Origin of the sequence: Promicromonospora iranensis (genome assembly GCF_028994805.1) — a bacterium.
Lineage (GTDB): Bacteria > Actinomycetota > Actinomycetes > Actinomycetales > Cellulomonadaceae > Promicromonospora > Promicromonospora iranensis.
This window is the reverse complement of the sequence record NZ_JAJQQP010000006.1, coordinates 94,210-112,536: the sequence shown is the minus strand read 5'-3', so window position 1 is coordinate 112,536 and position 18,327 is coordinate 94,210. Positions and strand designations below refer to the sequence as shown.

Below are 18,327 nucleotides of genomic sequence, written 5' to 3'. Positions count from 1 at the left end.
CGCGTGACCGCCCAGCACCTTCCCGGAGACGCAGCCTTCTTCGAGGAGTGGAACGACAGACAGCCCGGCACACGCCGTTCCCTCGCACGTGCACGGGCCGTGGGTGAAGCCCTCGGCACATGGGACGGCACACCACCCGTGCTTGCCATCGTGGGTTCCAAGGGCAAGGGCACGACGGCGGTGCACGCTGCCGCGACCCTGTCGGCCGCTCTCATCGGGGATGGCCGACCGGCGCACGTCGGCCTGGTGACCTCGCCCGGGCTGCGTACCAACCGGGAACGGATGAGGTTCGACGGACGGGCCGTCACGCACGGCGAGTACGAGCAGGTCGCGGGCTCCCTGGCACGCGCTCGCGCAGCGGTCCCTCAAACTGATCACGGGTACCTGTCGCCCACCGGTTCGTTCACGATCGCCGGTGCCGCCTGGGCCACGAGCCGGGGCGCCGACGTACTCGTGCTGGAAGAAGGGCTTGGCGGACGGTCCGACGAGGTGAGCCTGTTCGAGCCGAACGTCGTCGCGGTGACAAAGGTGTTCTACGAGCACGGCGAACAGCTCGGACCAACGCTCAACGACGTGGCGCGCGACCTGCTCGGCGTCGTCGGACCGCGGACGCGGACGATCGTGACCGTGGAGCAGGACGCCGAGGTGATGGCGATCGTCGAGGAGACGGCAACGACGTTCGGAGCGGACCTGGTGACGGTGACCCCGGGTACGCCGACATCGGCGCCGACCGGCCTCTCGCCGATCACGCGGCTGAACGCCATGGCCGGTGAGGCGGCGGGCCTGGCGCTGGCTTCATTGCTCCACTGGCCGGCGCAGGCCGACCGGGTCGCCGCGGCGCTGGCGAGCGTCCGTGTGCCGGGCAGGTTGAGCCGGCACCTGCATCAAGGAGTCCCGGTGATGGTCGACGGGGCCATCTCGCCCGACGGTGTCGCGGCTACCGTGGCCGAGTACCTGAAGTGGCATGGTCGCCTGGACACCGTGTCGGCCAGCTTCCCGGACACCAAGGACGTCGAGGCGTGCTTCGCCGAGCTGCACGGCTTCGAGCACGTGATCCCCGCGGGCGCGGACGACTACCTGACGTTCACCAGGGCGGAAGCCCTGCACGGCACGGTGTCGGACGCACGGACCGCTGTCGCTCTGGGTATCGACTCAGCTCGCGAGGCGCAGGGGGGATGCCTCATGGTCGGGACACAGTCCTACGTCGGCCTCGCTCTTGACATGCTGGGCGCCGACACCGAGACAGCGTTCGTGCCGCCGCTCCCCTGATCGGCCCGTCGCGACAACTCCTCTGGACCTCGGTAGGATCGTGGAAAGACCTACGAGAAGGCGAGACCCCTGGTGCGGGGCTCGCCTTCTCGTCATTTCACTCCTGCAAGGACACGAACCGTGGCAGAGGCCGGGCAGACTGACGCAACCAAGATCCCGCTGGGCTGCAACGTCTATGTCGATGAGACCAAGGCACGCGGATATGTCCTCGCCGTGGTTTTCGTGCCGCCCCGAGACGTCCACAAGCTCCGCGCCGCGCTGCTTCAGTTGCGGGCGCGTGGCAGCCGGAGCATTCACTTTCACAAGGCGAACAACTCCCAGCGGGCCGCCGTGATCGAAACCCTGACGGCTCACGGCACGAATGCTGTGATCATCACGAACCGCACCCACCCGAAGAAGCGACCTCGTGAGGCATCGATCCGTGCTCTCGCCCAGCAGGCGTTGCACCGTGAAGCTTCACTGATCGTCCTGGAACGCGACCAGACGGTCGAACGCAGCGACCGCCGCTGGCTGTTCGAGGAGCTGAGCAAGACCTCCGTGCGCTACGAGCACCGCGACAGGTCGATGCACAGCCACAGTCGCCCGACCGACGCTAGACAGCGCGAAGCCCGGGCCACCCGCCTAATCGGGCAGGCTCCCGGGCTCACTTCTCAGGGCTATTGCCCATCGCGTTCTCCACGATACGGGCGCCTTGACGTTGTGCAAGCAGCAGCCTTTCTGGCAGAACCCGTTGCAGTCCCCGCACATCACGGGACGTGTTGCGGCATTTCACCCGGTGAAGAACGATGACACCGCATCGTCGGCCGGCGGTGCTCCGGTCCACCAGGGGGAAACCGCGGCATGTGGCGAAACAGCACGGTCAAGCGCGCGATGCTCATCGGAACGATGGCTTTGACTGCCGCGCTCGCCGTGCCGGCAACGGCAGGCACCACCGCCGTCAGCCCGCCCCTGGCGAACAATCCCGAGCAGATGTCCACGGAAATCCACACAGCGGTCCAGTCCGCCGTGGATCATGCGGCCGGCGCTGCCACCGAGCTCGCGCTCGTCCCGGGCTTTGCCGGCGTCGCCGTCGACTACGCCGCCGGGAAGGTGACCGTCTCCTGGAAGGGCGAGGCACCGCCCGCTGTCGGCGCCCTGGCGACACGGGTACCCGACGGCGTGACCGTCGACGTCGAGCGGGCCGCGCTCAGCGAGGCCGACCTGCGTGCGGCGAGCACGAGGCTGATGGACAGCCAGCGCGCGCTGCACGGTTCCGGCGCCGTGATCGCCGCACTCCCTGCGGAGGACCACACCGGCCTCGTCGCCGAGGTCAGCCACGACTCCGCCGCCGCCCGGACGACCGGCCTGGCCGCCAGGCTGGAGCAGGCCGCCGGGGTCCCTGTCCGGGTGGAGGTCGTCGACGCCGAGGTGCAGCCCACCGCCGCCACGCGGCGCAACGACGACGCCCCGTGGAACGCCGGCGGGGCCATGGCCTCACGGGACGGGACCGACTACTGCACCACGGGCTTCTCGATCATCAACGCCGCGGGGCAGCACCGGATCATCAGCGCCGCGCACTGCAACCGCCGCGTCGGGTCGATCGTCCGCGACGGCGCAGGCGAGCGGCTGGGCAAGGTCACGCACCGCTCGCTCGCCCTCGATGCCCAGGCCATCGCGCCGTTCGACGCCCCGCGGACGACCGGCGCGGTGTTCGGCGGTCCGTGGAACGCGAGGCCCGCCGACTCGCGCTACCGGTTCCGGGTCGCCGGGGTGCAGCGGCCCGCCGTCGGGCAGGTGGTCTGCACCTCCGGAGCCGTCACGGGCGAGCACTGTGGTGCGCGGATCCGGGCCACCAACGTGGCGTGGAGCTGCGGCGACCGCACCTGCCACGGGTTCCGGGCGAGCCGCGACGACGGGGGCGTCGTGGTCGGGGGCGGGGACAGCGGCGGACCGATCTACGGGCTCGTCGGCGGGCGGGCCTACGCGCGCGGCATGATCGATGGCGGCTCGAACCGCCGCAGCTGCGGCCGGACGTCGGTGCCCACGCAGTGCTTCTCGTACGTGTACGGCATCCCGATGGTGGACATCCTCGACGCCTGGGACGCGCGCCTCTACAGCTGACCCGCGGGGCGTCGGCCGAGCGTGCCGGGACCAGGTCCCGACACGCTCGACCGACGGACCGAGGAGCTCGGCCGACGGACCGGCGAAGGCTCAGGCCTTCGTCACCGACACCGTCCGCTCGGCCCCTGCCGTCACGGCGAGCGACGTCGCCAGTGTCTCGCGCGTCACCAGCTCGCGGTGCTCCTCGACGGCGGCGACCCACTCGGCCGGCACCGTGAGCTCGAGCGCGATGCGGTCGGCGACCTGCAGGCCGGCGGCCTTGCGGGCGTCCTGCACGTCGCGGACGACATCGCGGGCGTAGCCCTCGGCGCGCAGCGCGTCGTCGAGCGCGAGGTCGAGCACGACGAAGCCGCCACCGGTCAGGACCGCCGCAGCGGTCTCCGCGGGCTCGGCGCCCGCGGAGGACGGGTCCTGAGCTTCCCGGGGAGCGACCACCGTCGTCAGCTCGTACTCGGTCTCGAGCAGCTCGACGTCGCCGCCGTCCGTCGCGACGACCACGGCCCCGGCGTCGGTCTTGGACCAGGCGCCGGACTTGGCGGCCTTGATCACCGCCTGCACACCGCGTCCGAGGCGCGGGCCGGCGGCCCGGGCGTTGACCGCGAGGCGCTCGGAGATGCCGTACTCGGTGGCGACCTCCGGGGAGAACGCGACGAGCCGCACCTCCTTGACGTTCAGCTCCGTCTCCAGCAGCCCGGTGAACGGCGCGACGCCGTCCGGGTCCGCCACGGCCACGACCAGGGAGCGCAGCGGCTGCCGCACGCGCAGCTTGTTCGCCTTGCGCAGCGCAAGCGTCTGCGACACCACGGCCCGCGCGGACTCGACGGCTGCCACGAGGGCGTCGTCGGCCACGAACGTCTCCCCCACGTCCCCCGAGGTGCCCAGCGACGGCCAGTCCGCCAGGTGCACGGAGCGCCCACCGGTCAGACCGCGCCAGACCTCCTCGGTGAGCAGCGGCGCCAGCGGCGCCATCACGCGGCACAGCACCTCGAGCGCCGACGACAGGGTGTCGAACGCGTCGGCGTCCTCCGCCCAGAACCGGTCACGCTGCGTGCGCACGTACCAGTTGGTCAGGGCGTCGAGGTACTGCCGGACGGAGTCGCAGGCACCCGCGATGTCGTACGTGTCGAGCTGCTCGGTCACGTCCCCGACCAGCTTCCGCGTGCGCGCGAGCAGGTACCGGTCCATGACGGGCAGCCCGGCGACCCGCTCCGCGGTCAGGGGCTGCGCGGAGTAGCCGGCGCCGTCGTCTGCGGCGTTGGCGTACAGGGTGAAGAAGTAGTACGTGCTCCACAACGGCAGCAGCACCTGGCGCACCGCGTCGCGGATGCCCTCCTCGGTGACCACGAGGTTGCCGCCGCGCAGGATCGGCGAGGCCATGAGGAACCAGCGCATCGCGTCGGACCCGTCGCGGTCGAAGACCTCGTTCACGTCCGGGTAGTTCTTCAGCGACTTCGACATCTTGCGGCCGTCGGAGCCCAGCACGATGCCGTGCGACAGCGCCGTCTGGAAGGACGGTCGGTCGAACAGGGCGGTGGCCAGCACGTGCAGCGTGTAGAACCAGCCGCGCGTCTGCCCGATGTACTCGACGATGAAGTCGCCCGGGTAGTGGTGCTCGAACCAGTCGGCGTTCTCGAACGGGTAGTGCACCTGGGCGTACGGCATCGAGCCCGAGTCGAACCAGACGTCCAGGACGTCCTCGACGCGGCGCATGGTGGACTGCCCCGACGGGTCGTCCGGGTTGGGCCGGGTCAGGTCGTCGATGAACGGGCGGTGCAGGTCGGGGTTGCCGTCCTGGTCCTGCGGCAGCCGCCCGAAGTCGCGCTCGATCTCAGCGAACGACCCGTAGACGTCGATGCGGGGGTAGGCCGGGTTGTCGGACTTCCAGACCGGCACGGGCGAGCCCCAGAAGCGGTTCCGGGTGATCGACCAGTCGCGCGCGTTCTCCAGCCACTTGCCGAACTGGCCCTGCTTGATGTGGTCGGGCACCCAGGTGATCTGCTCGTTCAGCTCGACCATGCGGTCCTTGAACTTCGAGACCTCGACGAACCACGAGGACACGCCCATGTAGATGAGCGGCTGCCGGCAGCGCCAGCAGTGCGGGTAGGAGTGCGCGTACTGCTCGCGCCGCAGCAGCACGGTGCCCGACGACGTCCGTCCCGCCTCGGCGCCGTCCACACCCCGCGTGCGGGCCTTGAGGTGGTCGATGATCGAGGCGTTCGCGTCGAACACCTGCAGCCCGGCGTACTCCTCGACGGGGAACGTGAACCGCCCGTCGGCGCCCACGGGGATGACCGGCTCGACGCCCTCGCGGTCGCTGACCTGCTTGTCCTCCTCACCGAAGGCGCCGGCGTTGTGCACCAGGCCGGTACCGTCGGTGGTGGTGACGAAGTCGGCCTCGACCACGCGGTGCGCACCCTCGTGGCCCGCGAAGTACGAGAACGGCGGGGCGTAGGCGGCACCCAGGAGGTCGCTGCCCTTGAGCCGTCCGACGACGTTCGGCGCCTCGGCGCCCTCGTCCGTCAGCTCCCGCGCGTAGGAGTCCACGCGGGCCTCCGCGAGCACGTACCGCTGGGGGGTGCCGGTGAAGGACGACTCGACGATCGCGTAGTCGACGTCCGGGCCCACCATGACGAGCAGGTTGGACGGCAGGGTCCACGGCGTGGTGGTCCAGATGAGCAGGTGGTCGCCGACGCGGACCGCGTCGTCCCCGGTGGACGAGCCCGCCGGGGCCTCCGTCACCGCGAACCCGACGGTCACCGCCGGGTCCTGCCGCTGCTGGTAGACGTCGTCGTCCATCCGCAGCTCGTGGTTGCTCAGCGGCGTCTGGTCGTTCCAGCAGTAGGGCAGCACGCGGAAGCCCTCGTAGATGAGGCCCTTGTCGAACAGCGACTTGAAGGCCCAGAGCACCGACTCCATGAACGTCGGGTTCAGGGTCTTGTAGTCGTTGTCGAAGTCCACCCAGCGGGCCTGGCGCGTCACGTACGTGCGCCACTCGTCGGTGTACTTGAGCACGCTGGAACGGCAGGCCTGGTTGAACTTGTCGATGCCGAGCTCGACGATCTCGTCCTTGGTCTTGATCCCGAGCTGGCTCATCGCTTCCAGCTCCGCGGGCAGGCCGTGCGTGTCCCAGCCGAAGCGGCGCTCGACCCGCTGCCCCTTCATGGTCCGGTAGCGCGGTACGACGTCCTTGGCGTACCCGGTCAGCAGGTGGCCGTAGTGCGGCAGGCCGTTCGCGAACGGCGGGCCGTCGTAGAAGACGAACTCGTTGCTGCCGTTCTCGCCGGCCGGTCGGGCCTCGACGGACGCGCGGAAGGTGTCGTCCTTCTCCCAGTACTCGAGGACGTCGCGCTCGAGGTCGGGCAGGCTGGGCGATGCGGGCACGGGGGTGGTGGCGTCGCTCGGACGGTGCAGCGGATAGGCCATGATTCTTCTGGCTCCTGGCGGTTCAGCGGTTCGGCAGCAGGTGGACATCGGTGGTGCTTCTGCTGCGAGGACGCCGCACCTGGGTGCGCCGCGGTACCACCCCGCTTGCCGCTCGCTCCCGCGTGCGGCCGCTCGTTGACGGCTGTGACGGGCCTACCCGTCCGGTTCTACTGGGGGTTCCCGCGGCCCGAGGGCGGTGGGATGACCTGTTCTTCCGGAGGCTCACCGGTGATGGCCGGGTCGATGCCTGTGGAGCAATCGTACCGGGCGGCGGCAACCGGAAAAGTCCGGCGTGCAACCTCATCGCCCCCGGCGTGCGTCCTGTGGTCATGAACGCAATCAGCCAAGCGACCGGCCCGCCGTCCGGCACGGCGGTCGACGCCGGCGCGCCCGAGTTCTCGGTGGTCCGCACCGGGGCCTCCGCGGAGGAGCAGTTCCGGCTCTTCGCCGTCGAGAGCACGGCCGCCCTGCACCGCATCGCCTACCTGCTGTGCGGCGACGACCACCGTGCCCACGACCTCACCCAGATCGCGCTCGAGCGAACCTACCGGCACTGGTCCCGCATCAAGGACGGCAACCCCTTCGCGTACGCCCGGCGGGTCCTCGCCACCGCGCGGATCGACGGCTGGCGGCGCACCCGCCGAGAGGTCCTGCAGACACCCGAGGACGTCGTCGTCGCACACGAGGCGAGCCGCTCCCCCGGTCCTGACGACGGAGCCCAGGTCGCCGAGCGGGAACGCCTGGTACGGGCGCTGCGCCGGCTCGGCCCCGGTCAGCGCCGCGTGGTCGTGCTGCGCCACCTGCTCGACCGGTCCGAGGCCGAGGTCGCCGAGGAGCTCGGCGTCAGCGTCGGAACCGTGAAGTCCCAAGGCGCACGCGGCCTCGCCCGCCTGCGCGAGCTGCTCTCGGAAGGACAGGAAGCATGACCAGGAACGACCGCTCCACGATCGAGCCCGTCGACGAGGCCTGGGTGGCGCACGTGCGCGAGCTCAGCTCCGGCATCGAGCCGCCGACCTCCGCGAACCCGCACGTCATGTCCCGGGTAGCGATCCGGCGCACCCGGACCCGCCGCGCGGTCCTCGCCACCGGCGGCGGCGTCATGACGGTAGCCGCCGTCGCCGGCACAGCCTTTGCCCTCGGCGTCCCGGCGACGCCGGGCGTGCTGCTCCCGGGCGGGGCGCCGTCGGCGACGGCATCGGCATCGGCGGACGTCTCGGCGTCGGCGGAGGCATCGGCGGGCCCGTCCGGTGCGGCGCCGGAGGTGCCCGCCGGATGGCACGTGCACGAGCTGGAGGGCCTCACGTACGCCTTCCCGCCGGACATCACGCGCAACGGCGAGCGGGTGGAGCAGGAGCCCGGCATCCTCGCCGACTTCTGGTTCAACAAGGGCGAGGACGTGCCGCCGTACATCCGGGTCGCCTACCTCACCCCGGACTACGAGTTCTACGACACCAAGGCCGGCGGTCTGACCAGCTTCCCGGCCGACGGCGCCACGTCGTTCGAGCTGCCCGGGTCCAGCCTGGCGTCCGTCGAGGAGGGAACGCCGGAGCTGCGCGAGATCGCGGGCGCCCCTGCCGGGTCCGATGTGCACGGCGACTTCGTCAGGATTCTCGTCCACCGGGCCGACGGCGCGGGCAGGTACATGATCACGATGACCCTGCCGGAGAAGAACTCCGAGCTGGTCGAGGACTTCCTGGCGACGCTGTCCCTGGAGTGAGCAGCGGATGACCACGCGCCTGCTGCCAGGACGGGAGCCAACCTGGCAGCAGCGCATGGTCGTCGGTCGCATCGCGGTGGCCGGACCGTGACCCAGATCACATGCGCTGGGGAAATACTTTGTGACCCACAAATGATTGATGGAGGAGTCCACTTCGACATACCCGAGGAATCTCCAGGAGGACCCGACCATGGCAACACTGCTGCACATCGACGCGAGCATCCAGGGCGACAGCTCCGTGAGCAGGCGGCTGACCGCTCGCGCCGCCGATGCCTGGCGCGCGGCACACCCCGGCGGAACGGTCACGTACCGCGACCTCGGGGCCGACCCGGTGCCGCACTTCGACAACACGGCCAACCTCAGCCGCGGCCTCCCGTCGGACCAGCACACCCCGGCCCAGGCCAGGTCCTGGTCTCTCATCAAGACGCTGGTCGGTGAGATCGCCGCGGCCGACACCGTCCTGTTCGGGCTGCCCATCTACAACTACGGCGCCCCGAGCACCGTGAAGGCCTGGCTGGACCATCTGATCGCGCCGGGCCTCGCCGTCGACCCCGAGACACGACAGGGCCTGCTGGGCGGGCGCGACTTCATCGTCGTCGTCTCCCGCGGTGGCGGTTACGGTGAGGGCACCCCGCGGCACGGCTGGGACCACGCGTCGGCATGGCTCCCGCACGGGCTGTCGCTGGTCGGGATCGAGCCGCGCTTCATCACGACCGAGCTGACGCTCGCACCCGTGACCCCGGGGATGGCCGAGCTGGTGCCGCTCCACGAGGAGAGCCGCCGCCAGGCCGAGGCCGCGATCGACGAGCTCTGGGTGCCCGCCGTGGCCCGTGCCTGAGGCGCTGCTGACGGCGTAGGTCCGCGCGTCTCGACCCCGCGCTCCCGTAGAGTGGTCGCGCGGGGTCGGGACGACGAAGGAGCTGCCGTGGATGAGCCGGGGGTGCTGGACCAGTCGGTACGCCGCTCGGGTGCGCTCATCGACTATCTCGCCCGCCACCTGCGCAGACGTTCCGAGTCCGCGCTGACCCCGCTCGGCCTGCGCTCCCGGCACCTGGTGGCGCTCACGGTGCTCCGTGACCGCGGCGACGTGACGCAGCGCGACCTCGCCACGGCGCTCGTGCTCGACAGCACCAACATCGTCGGGCTGCTCAACGAGCTGGAGACCAAGGGCCTGGCCCAGCGGCGGCGCTCACCGGAGGACCGGCGCCGGCACGTCGTCTCCCTCACGGAGGAAGGCTTCCGCCTGCTCTGCGAGGCGGAGACGGCGCTCTCCGCCATCGAGGACGAGGTCTTCGAGGCGCTCTCTCCCGAGCAGCGCCGCCAGCTCCACGACCTGCTCGTGATCAGCACGTCGTCCGGCTCCGAACCGTACTGCTGACCCGTTACGGCCGTTGCACAGCCCCCAGCGCCGACTGCCCCAGCCACCGCGGCAGCTCCCGGCGCGCGTCGGCGGGCCCGTCCAGGCTCACCGCCTCGCCGCGCAGCGCCACCTGCCACGACAGGTCACCACGCCACACCCGGACCAGGGTGCGCAGCGCCGCCGACACCGTCACCGTCGCCTCGAACCCGGGGTCGTAGTCGCAGATGTCCACCTCGCCGTCGCGGACCACCAGCCACCAGTGGGCGACGGGCGCGGGGACGCCGTCGAGCCGGAAGGCGACGACGGTGCGCTCGCGCGGCCAGGCATCGACGGGCACCGTCCGCCGCATGTCCCACATCAGGAGGTGCGGGTCCAGGTCGGCCTCGCCGGTCCCCGCACGTCCCAGTCAACGCCCGGCCTGGACCCCGCACCAGTACAGAACGAGAACCTCACCCGGTACAGACGCAGCACGAGGTGGTCCGGGTCGCCCGTGGGCCGAGGCCGACGCCCACGCCCTGCCCTACGACGACTCGTCGTTCGACCGCGTGCTGTCCTGCGTCGGGGTCATGTTCGCCCCGTTCCACGAGACCGCCGACGACGAGCTGCTCCGGGTCACACGGCCCGGTGGGGCGACGAGGCGCACGTGCGCGCCCTGCTCGGCGACGGCGTCACCGACGTGCGTGCGGAGGTGCGCTCGCTGCCCGTGGCCCGGTTACAGGACGCCGACGTCAGCCCACCGACACGTCGACCGTGTGCCAGCCCGTCGCGCCGTCCGGGGCCGGCGGCGCCTCGGCGTCGGTCTGGACCAGGCCGTCGGCGTCGGTGGCACGGACCGCGAGGGTGTGGTCGCCGGCGTCCAGGTCGAGTGACACCCGCCACTGACGCCACGTGTCGGAGCCCGTGGTCTCGGCGAGCTCGGCGGTGACCCAGTCACCGTCATCGGCCCGGACCTCCACCTTGCCGATGCCCGTGTGCTGGGCCCATGCCACGCCGGCCACCGTCACCGCACCGGCCGCCACCGACCCGCGCGGCACGTCGATCCGGGACTGCACCTTGATCGGGCCCAGCGCCGACCAGCCGCGCGGGGTCCAGTAGCCCTGGTCGGCGTCGAAGGTGGTGACCTTGAGCGAGGTGACCCACTTCGTGGCCGACACGTACCCGTACAGGCCCGGCACCACGAGCCGCGCGGGGAAGCCGTGGTCCACCGGGAGCGGCTCCCCGTTCATGCCGATCGCGAGCAGGTTGGCCCGGTCCGGGTCCTGCAGCACGTCCAGCGGCGTCCCGGCGGTGAACCCGTCGTCACTGCGGGACAGCACCATGTCCGCACCCGCCTGCGGCTTGGCCCGCTCCAGCAGCGCCCGGATCGGGTAGCCGAGCCAGAGCGCGTTGCCGACGAGGTCACCGCCCACGGCGTTGCTGACGCACGCGAGCGTCACGTGGTGCTCCTCGAGCGGTAGCGCGAGCAGTTCGTCCCAGGTGATCGTGAACGGCTCGTCCACCATGCCGTGCACCTCCAGCGACCACTCCGCCGGGTCCAGCTGCGGTACCCGGAGCGCCGTGTCGATGCGGTAGAAGTCGGGATTCGGCGTGACGTACGGCGCCAGGCCGTCGAGCTCCAGGTCGGCGCCCGCCGGGACCGGCGGCGCCGTCTCACGCGCGGCGGGCAGGCGGATCTTCTCGCGCACGACGTTCACGGCGGCCGAGCCTGCCGACACGACCCGCGAGCCCGCCAGGGCGAGCACCGCCACACCGGCGGCGATCCCGCTGACCACGAGGAAGCCACGCCGGTCGACCGCGGTGCCCGCCTCGGCCCGCAGGTCCGTGGCCGGCCGCAGCCTCGCGACCGCCGACCGCAGCAGGAGCACCGCGCCCCCGATCCCGACGATGCTGGGCAGCGCCCACAGCGGCGTCGCGCCCGGGCGCAGCACGGCGACCATCGCCCCGACGACGCCGACCGCGCCGATCAGCAGCGCGCCCCACGGCGGGCGCCGCAGCTCCAGCCAGCCCGCGAGCGCCGCGCCGAGCGCCAGCACCACGCCCATCGACCCGAGCAGGACCGCCTTGTCGTTGGTGCCGAACGCCTCCACGGCGAAGTCCTTGAGCCACGGCGGCACGGCGTCGACGACGGCGGCGCCGCCCACGAACAGGGTGCTCGCGCCGGGTGCGACGAGTGCCGCGACGAGCTCCGCGACGGCCAGCCCTGCCGCACCAGCGAGGACGCCGGCCAGGGCGGCCCACCAGGTGTCGCGCGGGGAGCGGCCGGCCCGCGGTGTCGTGGGACTCTCGGTTGCCTGGGTCATACGCCCAGCCTGGCACGCGGAGGCGAGTTGGCCGGGGTCCGGACGTGCACCGTCATGAGCCTGTAAGGACATGAGCGGCGAATTCGGTCGGTTGCGCCCACCGCGCACGCCACTTCGGTCAGTCGCACCCACCCCGTACGCGACTTCGGTCGGTTGGTATGAGATCGGTCGGTTGATTGACCGATCTCATACCAACCGACCGAAGTCATCAGACGGAGCCACCAAAGGACCGAACTCAGACTCCCGTGCCGCGCACGATCTTCGAGTTGTGCGCCTGCGCGCGCGGTCGGATGGTCACCAGGTCGATGTTGACGTGGTCGGGCCGGGACAGGGTCCAGGCGATGGTGTCGGCGATGTCCGCGGCGACCAGGGGGGTGTAGCCCTCGTAGACGGCGGCGGCCTTCTCGGCGTCGCCGCCGAACCGGACCAGGGAGAACTCCTCGGTGGCCACGGCGCCCGGGGCGACCTCGATGACCCGCACGGGCTCACCGGCGATCTCCCAGCGCAGCGTCTGGGACAGCATGTGCTCGGCGTGCTTGGCACCGGTGTAGCCGGCGCCGCCCTCGTAGGCGCCCTGCGCGGCGGTCGAGGTCACGTTCACGACGTCGGCGACGCCCTTCGCCGCGCCCGCCGCGCGCAGCAGGGGCAGCACCGCCTTGGTGACCCGCAGCGTGCCGAGCACGTTGATCTCGTACATGCGACGCCAGCCGTCGATGTCGGCGTCCTCCACGCGGTCCAGGCCGAGCGCGCCGCCCGCGTTGTTCACGACGGCGTCGAGCCCGCCGGTCTCGGTGAGGTGGGCCGCGAGGGCGCCCACGGCGTCGTCATCGGTGAGGTCGATGGCGTAGACCTCGCAGCCGGTCTCCGCGGCGAGCGCCTCGAGGCGGTCGGCTCGACGGGCGGCGGCCAGCACGGCCCAGCCGTCGGCGCGCAGCCGGCGCACGGTCGCGGCACCGATGCCCGACGACGCCCCGGTCACCAGGGCGTGGCGGTTCGGCGTGGTCTCGGGGCTGGTTCCGGGGGCGGTGCTGTCGCTCATGGCCGCACTGTAGTGCTTCCCCCGTCAGCGGAGCAGGCCGGCCGCATAGCCCCCGAAGAGTGCGACGACCAGCCCCGTCACGACCAGGATCGCGACGATCCACGCCCACGGCACCCAGCGCGGCGGGCCGTGCTCCTCGTGGCCCTGCGGCGCGCTCACCTGGGAGGACTCGGGTGGGGTCTCACCCGGCTGGAGGTCGCCGCTGAGGGGCATCGTGCGACCGTCCGGCTCGGGGTCCGGGTTGTACGCCGCCTGGTCCTCGGGGTCGTTCGTCATCGTGGATCTCCCTGCCCTGTCTCTGCCTGGCCTGGGGTCGCCTCCACCGTAGGCACGCCGGTGGCCAGTCGCGCGCCGGGCGTCTCTCGCCGACGTCGGGTGGCGCGGACCGCGGCCGCGACGGCAGGACCGGCGGCGACGCCGAGAGCGAAAACCGCAGGAGTCGCGCGGGACCGCCGGTGTATCGTGACGGCGGGTCGCGGGCCTGCTCTGGCCCGCTGATGCGGCTCTCACTGTGAGCCGCTTCCCGCCTGGACGCGAGATGGCGCGTCGCTGCTCACCCCGTGGCCGTCCTGGCCGTGGGCTGTTCGTCGACCCCTGGAGCCCTCGCGTGCACCCCCACCGCGTCCGTCCTGCTCGTGCGTTCGCCCTGCCCGCCGTCGCGGCGCTCGCTCTCGCCGCGTGCTCACCCACCGCCTCGGGCGAGACCGCCACCGACGACGCGACGCCGCCGGGCAGCTTTCCCGTCAGCCTCGACAACTGCGGGTTCGAGACCGAGGTCGAGGCGCCGCCGGAGCGTGTCGTGACCATCAAGTCGTCGACCACGGAGATGCTGCTGGCGCTCGGCCTGGGTGACCGGATCGTCGGCTCGGCGTTCCTCGACGGGCCGGTGCCGGACTCCCTGGAGACCGTGCCCGCTGTCGAGGAGCCCTTCGCCGCCGAGGCGCCCGGCTCCGAGGCCACGCTCGAGCTGGAGCCCGACCTGGTCTACGCGGGCTGGGAGTCCAACCTGACGGCGGAGACCGCGGGCGACCGCGAGACCCTCGCCCGGCTCGGCGTCGCCACGTACGTCTCCCCCGCCGCCTGCAAGGAAGACGGGTACATGCCCGACCCGCTCACCTTCGACACGGTGTTCGACGAGATCGCGGAAGTGGGCTCCCTGTTCGGCGCGGAGGATGCCGCGGCGCGGCTCGTGGACGAGCAGCGCGCGGCACTCGACGCGATCGAGCCCGACGACCGTGGCCGCACCGCGCTGTGGTGGTCCTCCGGTGACGACGCCCCGTACGTCGGCGCCGGCATCGGCGCACCGCAGATGATCATGGAGGCGGCCGGGCTGACCAACGTCGCAGCCGACGTCCACGACACCTGGACCTCGCTCGGCTGGGAGAACGTCGTCGAGGCCGACCCGGACGTCCTGGTGCTGGTCGACGCCGCGTGGAACCCCGCGGACACGAAGATCGAGACGCTGGAGTCCAACCCCGCCACCCGCGAGATGACGGCGGTCAAGGAGAGGCGCTACGTGGTGGTGCCGTTCCCGGCCACCGAGGCCGGCGTCCGGAACGTCGACGCCGTCGCCTCGGTGGTGGAGCAGCTGGCGGACCTCGACCGGTGAGCCCGGCCATCCGGAGGTCGCGCCTGCCCACCCGGGGGACGAGCCCGTCGAGACCATGGCTCGCTCTCCCCCTCGCAGCCCTCGTGCTCGTGGTCAGCATCGGAGTGGCGGTGACCATCGGACCGGCGGACCTCACCCTGTCGGAGGTCGGCCGGTCGGTGGCGACGCACCTCGGGGTGGGCGGCGCGCTCGGCCTGGAGCCGCTGTCCGCCCTGCGCGACGGCATGGTGTGGCAGCTGCGCATGCCACGGATCCTCACGGCGGCCGCCGTCGGCGCGGGCCTGGCGGTGTGCGGCGCCGTCATGCAGTCCCTCACGCGCAACCCGCTCGCGGACCCGTACCTGCTGGGGCTCTCGTCGGGCGCGTCGCTCGGTGCGGTGCTCGTGCTGCTCGCGGGCGTCCCGCTGCTGCTGCCGGTCGCGGCGTTCGTCGGCGCCGTCGGCGCGCTCGCCCTCGCGCTCTCCCTGGCGGGCGCGCTCGGGACGATCACGCCCACCCGCACCGTGCTGGCGGGACTCGCGATCAGCCAGCTCTGCGCGGCCGCCGTGTCGTTCGTGATCTTCTGGTCGGCCAAGGGCGACGCGTTCCGCGAGGTGCTCTCGTGGCTCATGGGTTCGGTCGCGTCGGCGACGTGGACGTCGGTGGCGGTCGCCGGGGGCGCCGTCCTCGTCCTCGGCACCCTGCTGGCGCTCACCGGGTCCGTGCTGGACGCGTTCACGTTCGGCGACACGGCGGCCGCGGCGCTCGGGGTGCCCGTGAACCGGGCGCGATGGATCCTGCTGATCGGCGTCGCGCTGCTGACCGGGGCGCTCGTGTCCCAGAGCGGGTCCATCGGCTTCGTCGGGCTGATCCTGCCGCACGCGGTGCGGCTGTTCACCGGGGCGCGCCACCGGCTCCTGCTGCCGCTGTCGGCGCTGGCCGGAGGCTCGTTCCTGGTGTGGGCCGACACCCTGGCCCGCACCGTCTTCGAGCCGCGCGAGCTCCCGGTCGGCATCGTCACGGCGGCGATCGGCGCCCCGGTCTTCGCGTTCCTGCTCTGGAGAGGAAACCACCGTTGAGTGCTGGATACTCACCCGCTCAGGCGCCCTCGACCGGACGGATGCCCACCACGCAGCGTGGGCTGACGGCCGAGCGGGTCTCGTGGGGCATCGACGGGCAGCTGATCCTCGACGACGTCGGCGTGCTCGCCCCGGCCGGCGCCGTCACCGGGCTGCTCGGCCCGAACGGCTCCGGCAAGTCCACGCTGCTGCGGGTCCTGGCGGGGGTGCAGCAGGCGGGGCGGCAGGCGGCGTCCGGCCCGGGTCCCACGACGACGTTCGACGGCGCCGACCTGCGCGCGCTGCCCCGCCGCGAGCGCGCGCGGGTCCTCGCGCTCGTGGAGCAGGACGCCGGCACGGACCTGCCGCTGACCGTGCTGGACGCGGTGCTCCTGGGCCGCATCCCGCACCGCTCCCTGCTGGCCGGCGACTCGGACGCCGACCGTGCCGCCGCCCACACGGCGCTCGCCGCCGCGGGCGCCCAGGAGCTGGCGGACCGTGAGGTCGGCACCCTGTCGGGCGGCGAGCGCCAGCGGGTGCACATGGCCCGTGCCCTGGCCCAGCGGCCGCGCCTGATCCTGCTCGACGAGCCGACCAACCACCTCGACATCGCAGCCCAGCTGCACGCCATGCGGGTGCTGCGCGACCTCGCGGCGGACGGCGTGACCGTGGTCGCCGCGCTGCACGACCTGAACCTCGCCGCCTCGACCTGCGACCACCTGGTCCTGCTGGACGGCGGCCGGGTCGTCGCGGCGGGCCCGGTCGGCGAGGTGCTGGTCCCGGCGGTGCTGGAGCCGGTATACGGGGTGCGGGTCGACGTGCTCACGCACCCGCGGACCGGGCGGCCGGTGCTCTCGTTCGACCGGGGCTGAGGTGCTGGCCGGGCACCCGGACCCCGCGGGGTCGCGTCCCGGGCTGACGGATCCGCGTCCCTGAACCATGATGGGGGCCATGGCCGCTCCCGATCTCGTCGTCAAGGCAGGCAAAATCGTCAACCCGTGGATGCTCCGCGTCGCTGGGCGCGTCCCGCCGTGGGTGGTGCTGCACCACGTGGGACGCCGGTCCGGCACGGGGTACCGCACGCCGCTGGTCGCGTTCGCGGCCCGGCCCGAGCAGGAGATCGTCGCCGTGCTGCCGCTGCCGTGGGGCTCCGGCACCGACTGGGCCCGCAACACGATGAGCGCGGGAACGGTGCGGCTGACGCGTGGCGGCAAGGAGTTCGTGGTCAAGGACGTACGGCTCGTGCCCGCGTACGAGGCGGTGGGGTGGCTCGCCTCGGTGCCGTCGATGCTGCTGTCGGCCGTCGGTATCGAGGACTGCCTGGTCGGGACGCTGCACCCGGCCTGATCCCCCGCTGCTCCCCGCGAATCTCCCGCGGGGGCGGTCGCGTGTCATCGACCGGCCCCGCGCGGGAGTATGTTTCGCGTCGTGAACTTGCGCACAGCCACGCTGTCCGACGCCGCCGCGGTCGCCCGGGTGCACCACACGACCTGGGTCACCACCTACGGGAACATCCTCCCGCCCGAGTTCTGGGCCACTGCGACGCTGGAGCGCCGCACCACGACGTGGGAGCGGTGGCTGGCCAACGGCGCCGCACCGGTCGTCGCGGAGGTGAGCGGTGAGGTGGTCGGCATCGCGATGTCCGGCGACGCCGTCGAGCAGGACGACGTCCTGCCGGTGCGCGGGCGGCAGCTGTACCTGCTGTACGTCCTCGAGGCGTACCACGGGACCGGCATCGGACAGGCGCTGCTCGACGCCGTCGTGGCGCCCGGTTCGGGTGCTCAGCTGTGGGTCGCGGAGGACAACCCGCGCGCTCGCCGCTTCTACGAGCGCAACGGGTTCGTCATGGAGGGCACGCGGATCGTCGACACGACCACCGCCGACCTCGCCGAGGTACGGATGGTCAGGTAGTCGGGTTACGGTTCCCCTCATGTCTGACTTCCACATCCGCGCCTCGACCCCGGACGACGCCGTCGGCATCGCCGCGGTGCACTGGACCACCCGGCGCGCGGCCTTCGGCGAGCTCCTGCCGCCCGAGCACTGGAAAACCGAGACGCTCGGCACCCGTACCGAGGGCTGGATGCGCATCCTCGCCGCCGGCAACAAGGCACTCGTCGCCGAGGTCGGCGACAAGATCGTCGGGTTCGCGATGAAGAACCCGTCCGGGCCCCACCTGGGCCATCCGCCCGCCCGCGCCGTCGAGCTGCACGAGCTGTACGCCGACCCGAACTTCCACGGCACCAACGTCGGCCACGCCCTGCTGGAGAACATCCTCCCGCCCGGCACGCCCGCCCAGCTCTGGACGTTCGCCTCCAACCCGCGTGCCCGCAAGTTCTTCCAGCGCGCCGGCTTCCTGCCCGACGGCGTCACGGCGACGGACCCGGACACCGGCATCCTCGAGGTCCGCCTGGTGCGCTGACGCTCCCGGCAAGACTTCGTGGTCGGCAGTACGTCAGGTGATCGGCAGTCCGAG

The 18,327-nt window shown here is 72.1% G+C and carries 18 protein-coding genes and 1 pseudogene; 14 read left to right on the top strand and 5 right to left on the bottom strand.

The features are described from left to right. The first annotated feature begins 3 nt into the window (after window positions 1–3). From LUM46_RS11525 to LUM46_RS11515, 3 genes are all read left to right on the top strand, one after another. A complete protein-coding gene (locus LUM46_RS11525; protein ID WP_274994058.1) occupies window positions 4–1,269 on the top strand; it encodes a folylpolyglutamate synthase/dihydrofolate synthase family protein in 1,266 nt (421 codons plus the stop codon). A gap of 120 nt (window positions 1,270–1,389) precedes the next feature. Then, window positions 1,390–2,058 (top strand): hypothetical protein, encoded by a 669-nt coding sequence (locus LUM46_RS11520; protein ID WP_274994056.1) that lies wholly within the window; start codon window positions 1,390–1,392, stop codon window positions 2,056–2,058. Between the two features lie 51 nt (window positions 2,059–2,109). Continuing rightward, window positions 2,110–3,369, top strand: a complete 1,260-nt coding sequence (locus LUM46_RS11515) for a chymotrypsin family serine protease (RefSeq protein WP_274994055.1) — start codon at window positions 2,110–2,112, stop codon at window positions 3,367–3,369. 90 nt (window positions 3,370–3,459) lie between these two features. Here the strand turns inward: LUM46_RS11515 and ileS are convergent, their stop codons facing one another. Continuing rightward, complete coding sequence (gene ileS / locus LUM46_RS11510) at window positions 3,460–6,792, bottom strand: isoleucine--tRNA ligase (RefSeq protein ID WP_274994054.1); 3,333 nt, start codon at window positions 6,790–6,792, stop codon at window positions 3,460–3,462. A 329-nt stretch (window positions 6,793–7,121) separates the two neighbouring features. On the opposite strand from ileS, the gene LUM46_RS11505 reads away from it, so the two are divergent. The 4 genes from LUM46_RS11505 to LUM46_RS11490 all read left to right on the top strand — a co-directional run bounded on the left by LUM46_RS11505 (window position 7,122) and on the right by LUM46_RS11490 (window position 9,887). Then, window positions 7,122–7,718: a SigE family RNA polymerase sigma factor gene (locus LUM46_RS11505; RefSeq protein WP_274994052.1), complete on the top strand. Its 597-nt coding sequence runs from the start codon at window positions 7,122–7,124 to the stop codon at window positions 7,716–7,718. Further along, complete coding sequence (locus tag LUM46_RS11500; protein ID WP_274994051.1) at window positions 7,715–8,509, top strand: hypothetical protein; 795 nt, start codon at window positions 7,715–7,717, stop codon at window positions 8,507–8,509. Before LUM46_RS11505 ends, LUM46_RS11500 begins: the two co-directional genes overlap by 4 nt. Before the next feature lie 190 nt (window positions 8,510–8,699). Beyond that, complete coding sequence (locus tag LUM46_RS11495; protein ID WP_274994050.1) at window positions 8,700–9,347, top strand: FMN-dependent NADH-azoreductase; 648 nt, start codon at window positions 8,700–8,702, stop codon at window positions 9,345–9,347. A gap of 87 nt (window positions 9,348–9,434) precedes the next feature. After that, on the top strand, window positions 9,435–9,887 hold the full coding sequence (locus LUM46_RS11490; protein WP_274994049.1) for a MarR family winged helix-turn-helix transcriptional regulator: 453 nt from the start codon (window positions 9,435–9,437) through the stop codon (window positions 9,885–9,887). A 4-nt stretch (window positions 9,888–9,891) separates the two neighbouring features. On the opposite strand, the gene LUM46_RS11485 is transcribed toward LUM46_RS11490, so the two are convergent. Next, window positions 9,892–10,218: a hypothetical protein gene (locus LUM46_RS11485; RefSeq protein WP_274994048.1), complete on the bottom strand. Its 327-nt coding sequence runs from the start codon at window positions 10,216–10,218 to the stop codon at window positions 9,892–9,894. On the opposite strand from LUM46_RS11485, the pseudogene LUM46_RS26625 reads away from it, so the two are divergent. Beyond that, window positions 10,217–10,441, top strand: a pseudogene (locus LUM46_RS26625) (hypothetical protein); the annotation flags it as partial. The gene LUM46_RS11485 and the pseudogene LUM46_RS26625 sit on opposite strands and share 2 nt — an antisense overlap. 156 nt (window positions 10,442–10,597) lie before the next feature. On the opposite strand, the gene LUM46_RS11475 reads toward LUM46_RS26625, so the two are convergent. From LUM46_RS11475 to LUM46_RS11465, 3 genes are all read right to left on the bottom strand, one after another. After that, on the bottom strand, window positions 10,598–12,169 hold the full coding sequence (locus tag LUM46_RS11475; RefSeq protein ID WP_274994047.1) for a molybdopterin-dependent oxidoreductase: 1,572 nt from the start codon (window positions 12,167–12,169) through the stop codon (window positions 10,598–10,600). Window positions 12,170–12,404: 235 nt separating this feature from the next. Next, window positions 12,405–13,208, bottom strand: coding sequence for an SDR family oxidoreductase (locus LUM46_RS11470; protein WP_274994046.1), 804 nt, complete (start codon window positions 13,206–13,208; stop codon window positions 12,405–12,407). 24 nt (window positions 13,209–13,232) lie between these two features. Continuing rightward, window positions 13,233–13,484: a DUF6480 family protein gene (locus LUM46_RS11465; RefSeq protein ID WP_274994044.1), complete on the bottom strand. Its 252-nt coding sequence runs from the start codon at window positions 13,482–13,484 to the stop codon at window positions 13,233–13,235. A gap of 331 nt (window positions 13,485–13,815) precedes the next feature. Here LUM46_RS11465 and LUM46_RS11460 point away from each other — a divergent pair, with 331 nt between their 5' ends. The 6 genes from LUM46_RS11460 (at window position 13,816) to LUM46_RS11435 (ending at window position 18,273) form a co-directional block, all read left to right on the top strand. Continuing rightward, window positions 13,816–14,817, top strand: coding sequence for a putative F420-0 ABC transporter substrate-binding protein (locus LUM46_RS11460; protein WP_274994043.1), 1,002 nt, complete (start codon window positions 13,816–13,818; stop codon window positions 14,815–14,817). A gap of 23 nt (window positions 14,818–14,840) precedes the next feature. Continuing rightward, on the top strand, window positions 14,841–15,875 hold the full coding sequence (locus tag LUM46_RS11455) for a putative F420-0 ABC transporter permease subunit (protein ID WP_274994380.1): 1,035 nt from the start codon (window positions 14,841–14,843) through the stop codon (window positions 15,873–15,875). 41 nt (window positions 15,876–15,916) lie between these two features. After that, entirely contained in the window at window positions 15,917–16,726 is an 810-nt protein-coding gene (locus LUM46_RS11450; RefSeq protein ID WP_274994042.1) for an ATP-binding cassette domain-containing protein, read from the top strand. Between the two features lie 79 nt (window positions 16,727–16,805). Further along, window positions 16,806–17,201 carry a nitroreductase family deazaflavin-dependent oxidoreductase gene (locus LUM46_RS11445; protein ID WP_274994041.1) on the top strand — a complete coding sequence of 132 codons (396 nt, stop codon included), beginning with the start codon at window positions 16,806–16,808 and terminating at the stop codon, window positions 17,199–17,201. Between the two features lie 81 nt (window positions 17,202–17,282). After that, a complete protein-coding gene (locus LUM46_RS11440) occupies window positions 17,283–17,765 on the top strand; it encodes a GNAT family N-acetyltransferase (RefSeq protein WP_274994040.1) in 483 nt (160 codons plus the stop codon). 19 nt (window positions 17,766–17,784) lie between these two features. Then, entirely contained in the window at window positions 17,785–18,273 is a 489-nt protein-coding gene (locus LUM46_RS11435) for a GNAT family N-acetyltransferase (protein ID WP_274994039.1), read from the top strand. Window positions 18,274–18,327 lie beyond the last annotated feature (54 nt).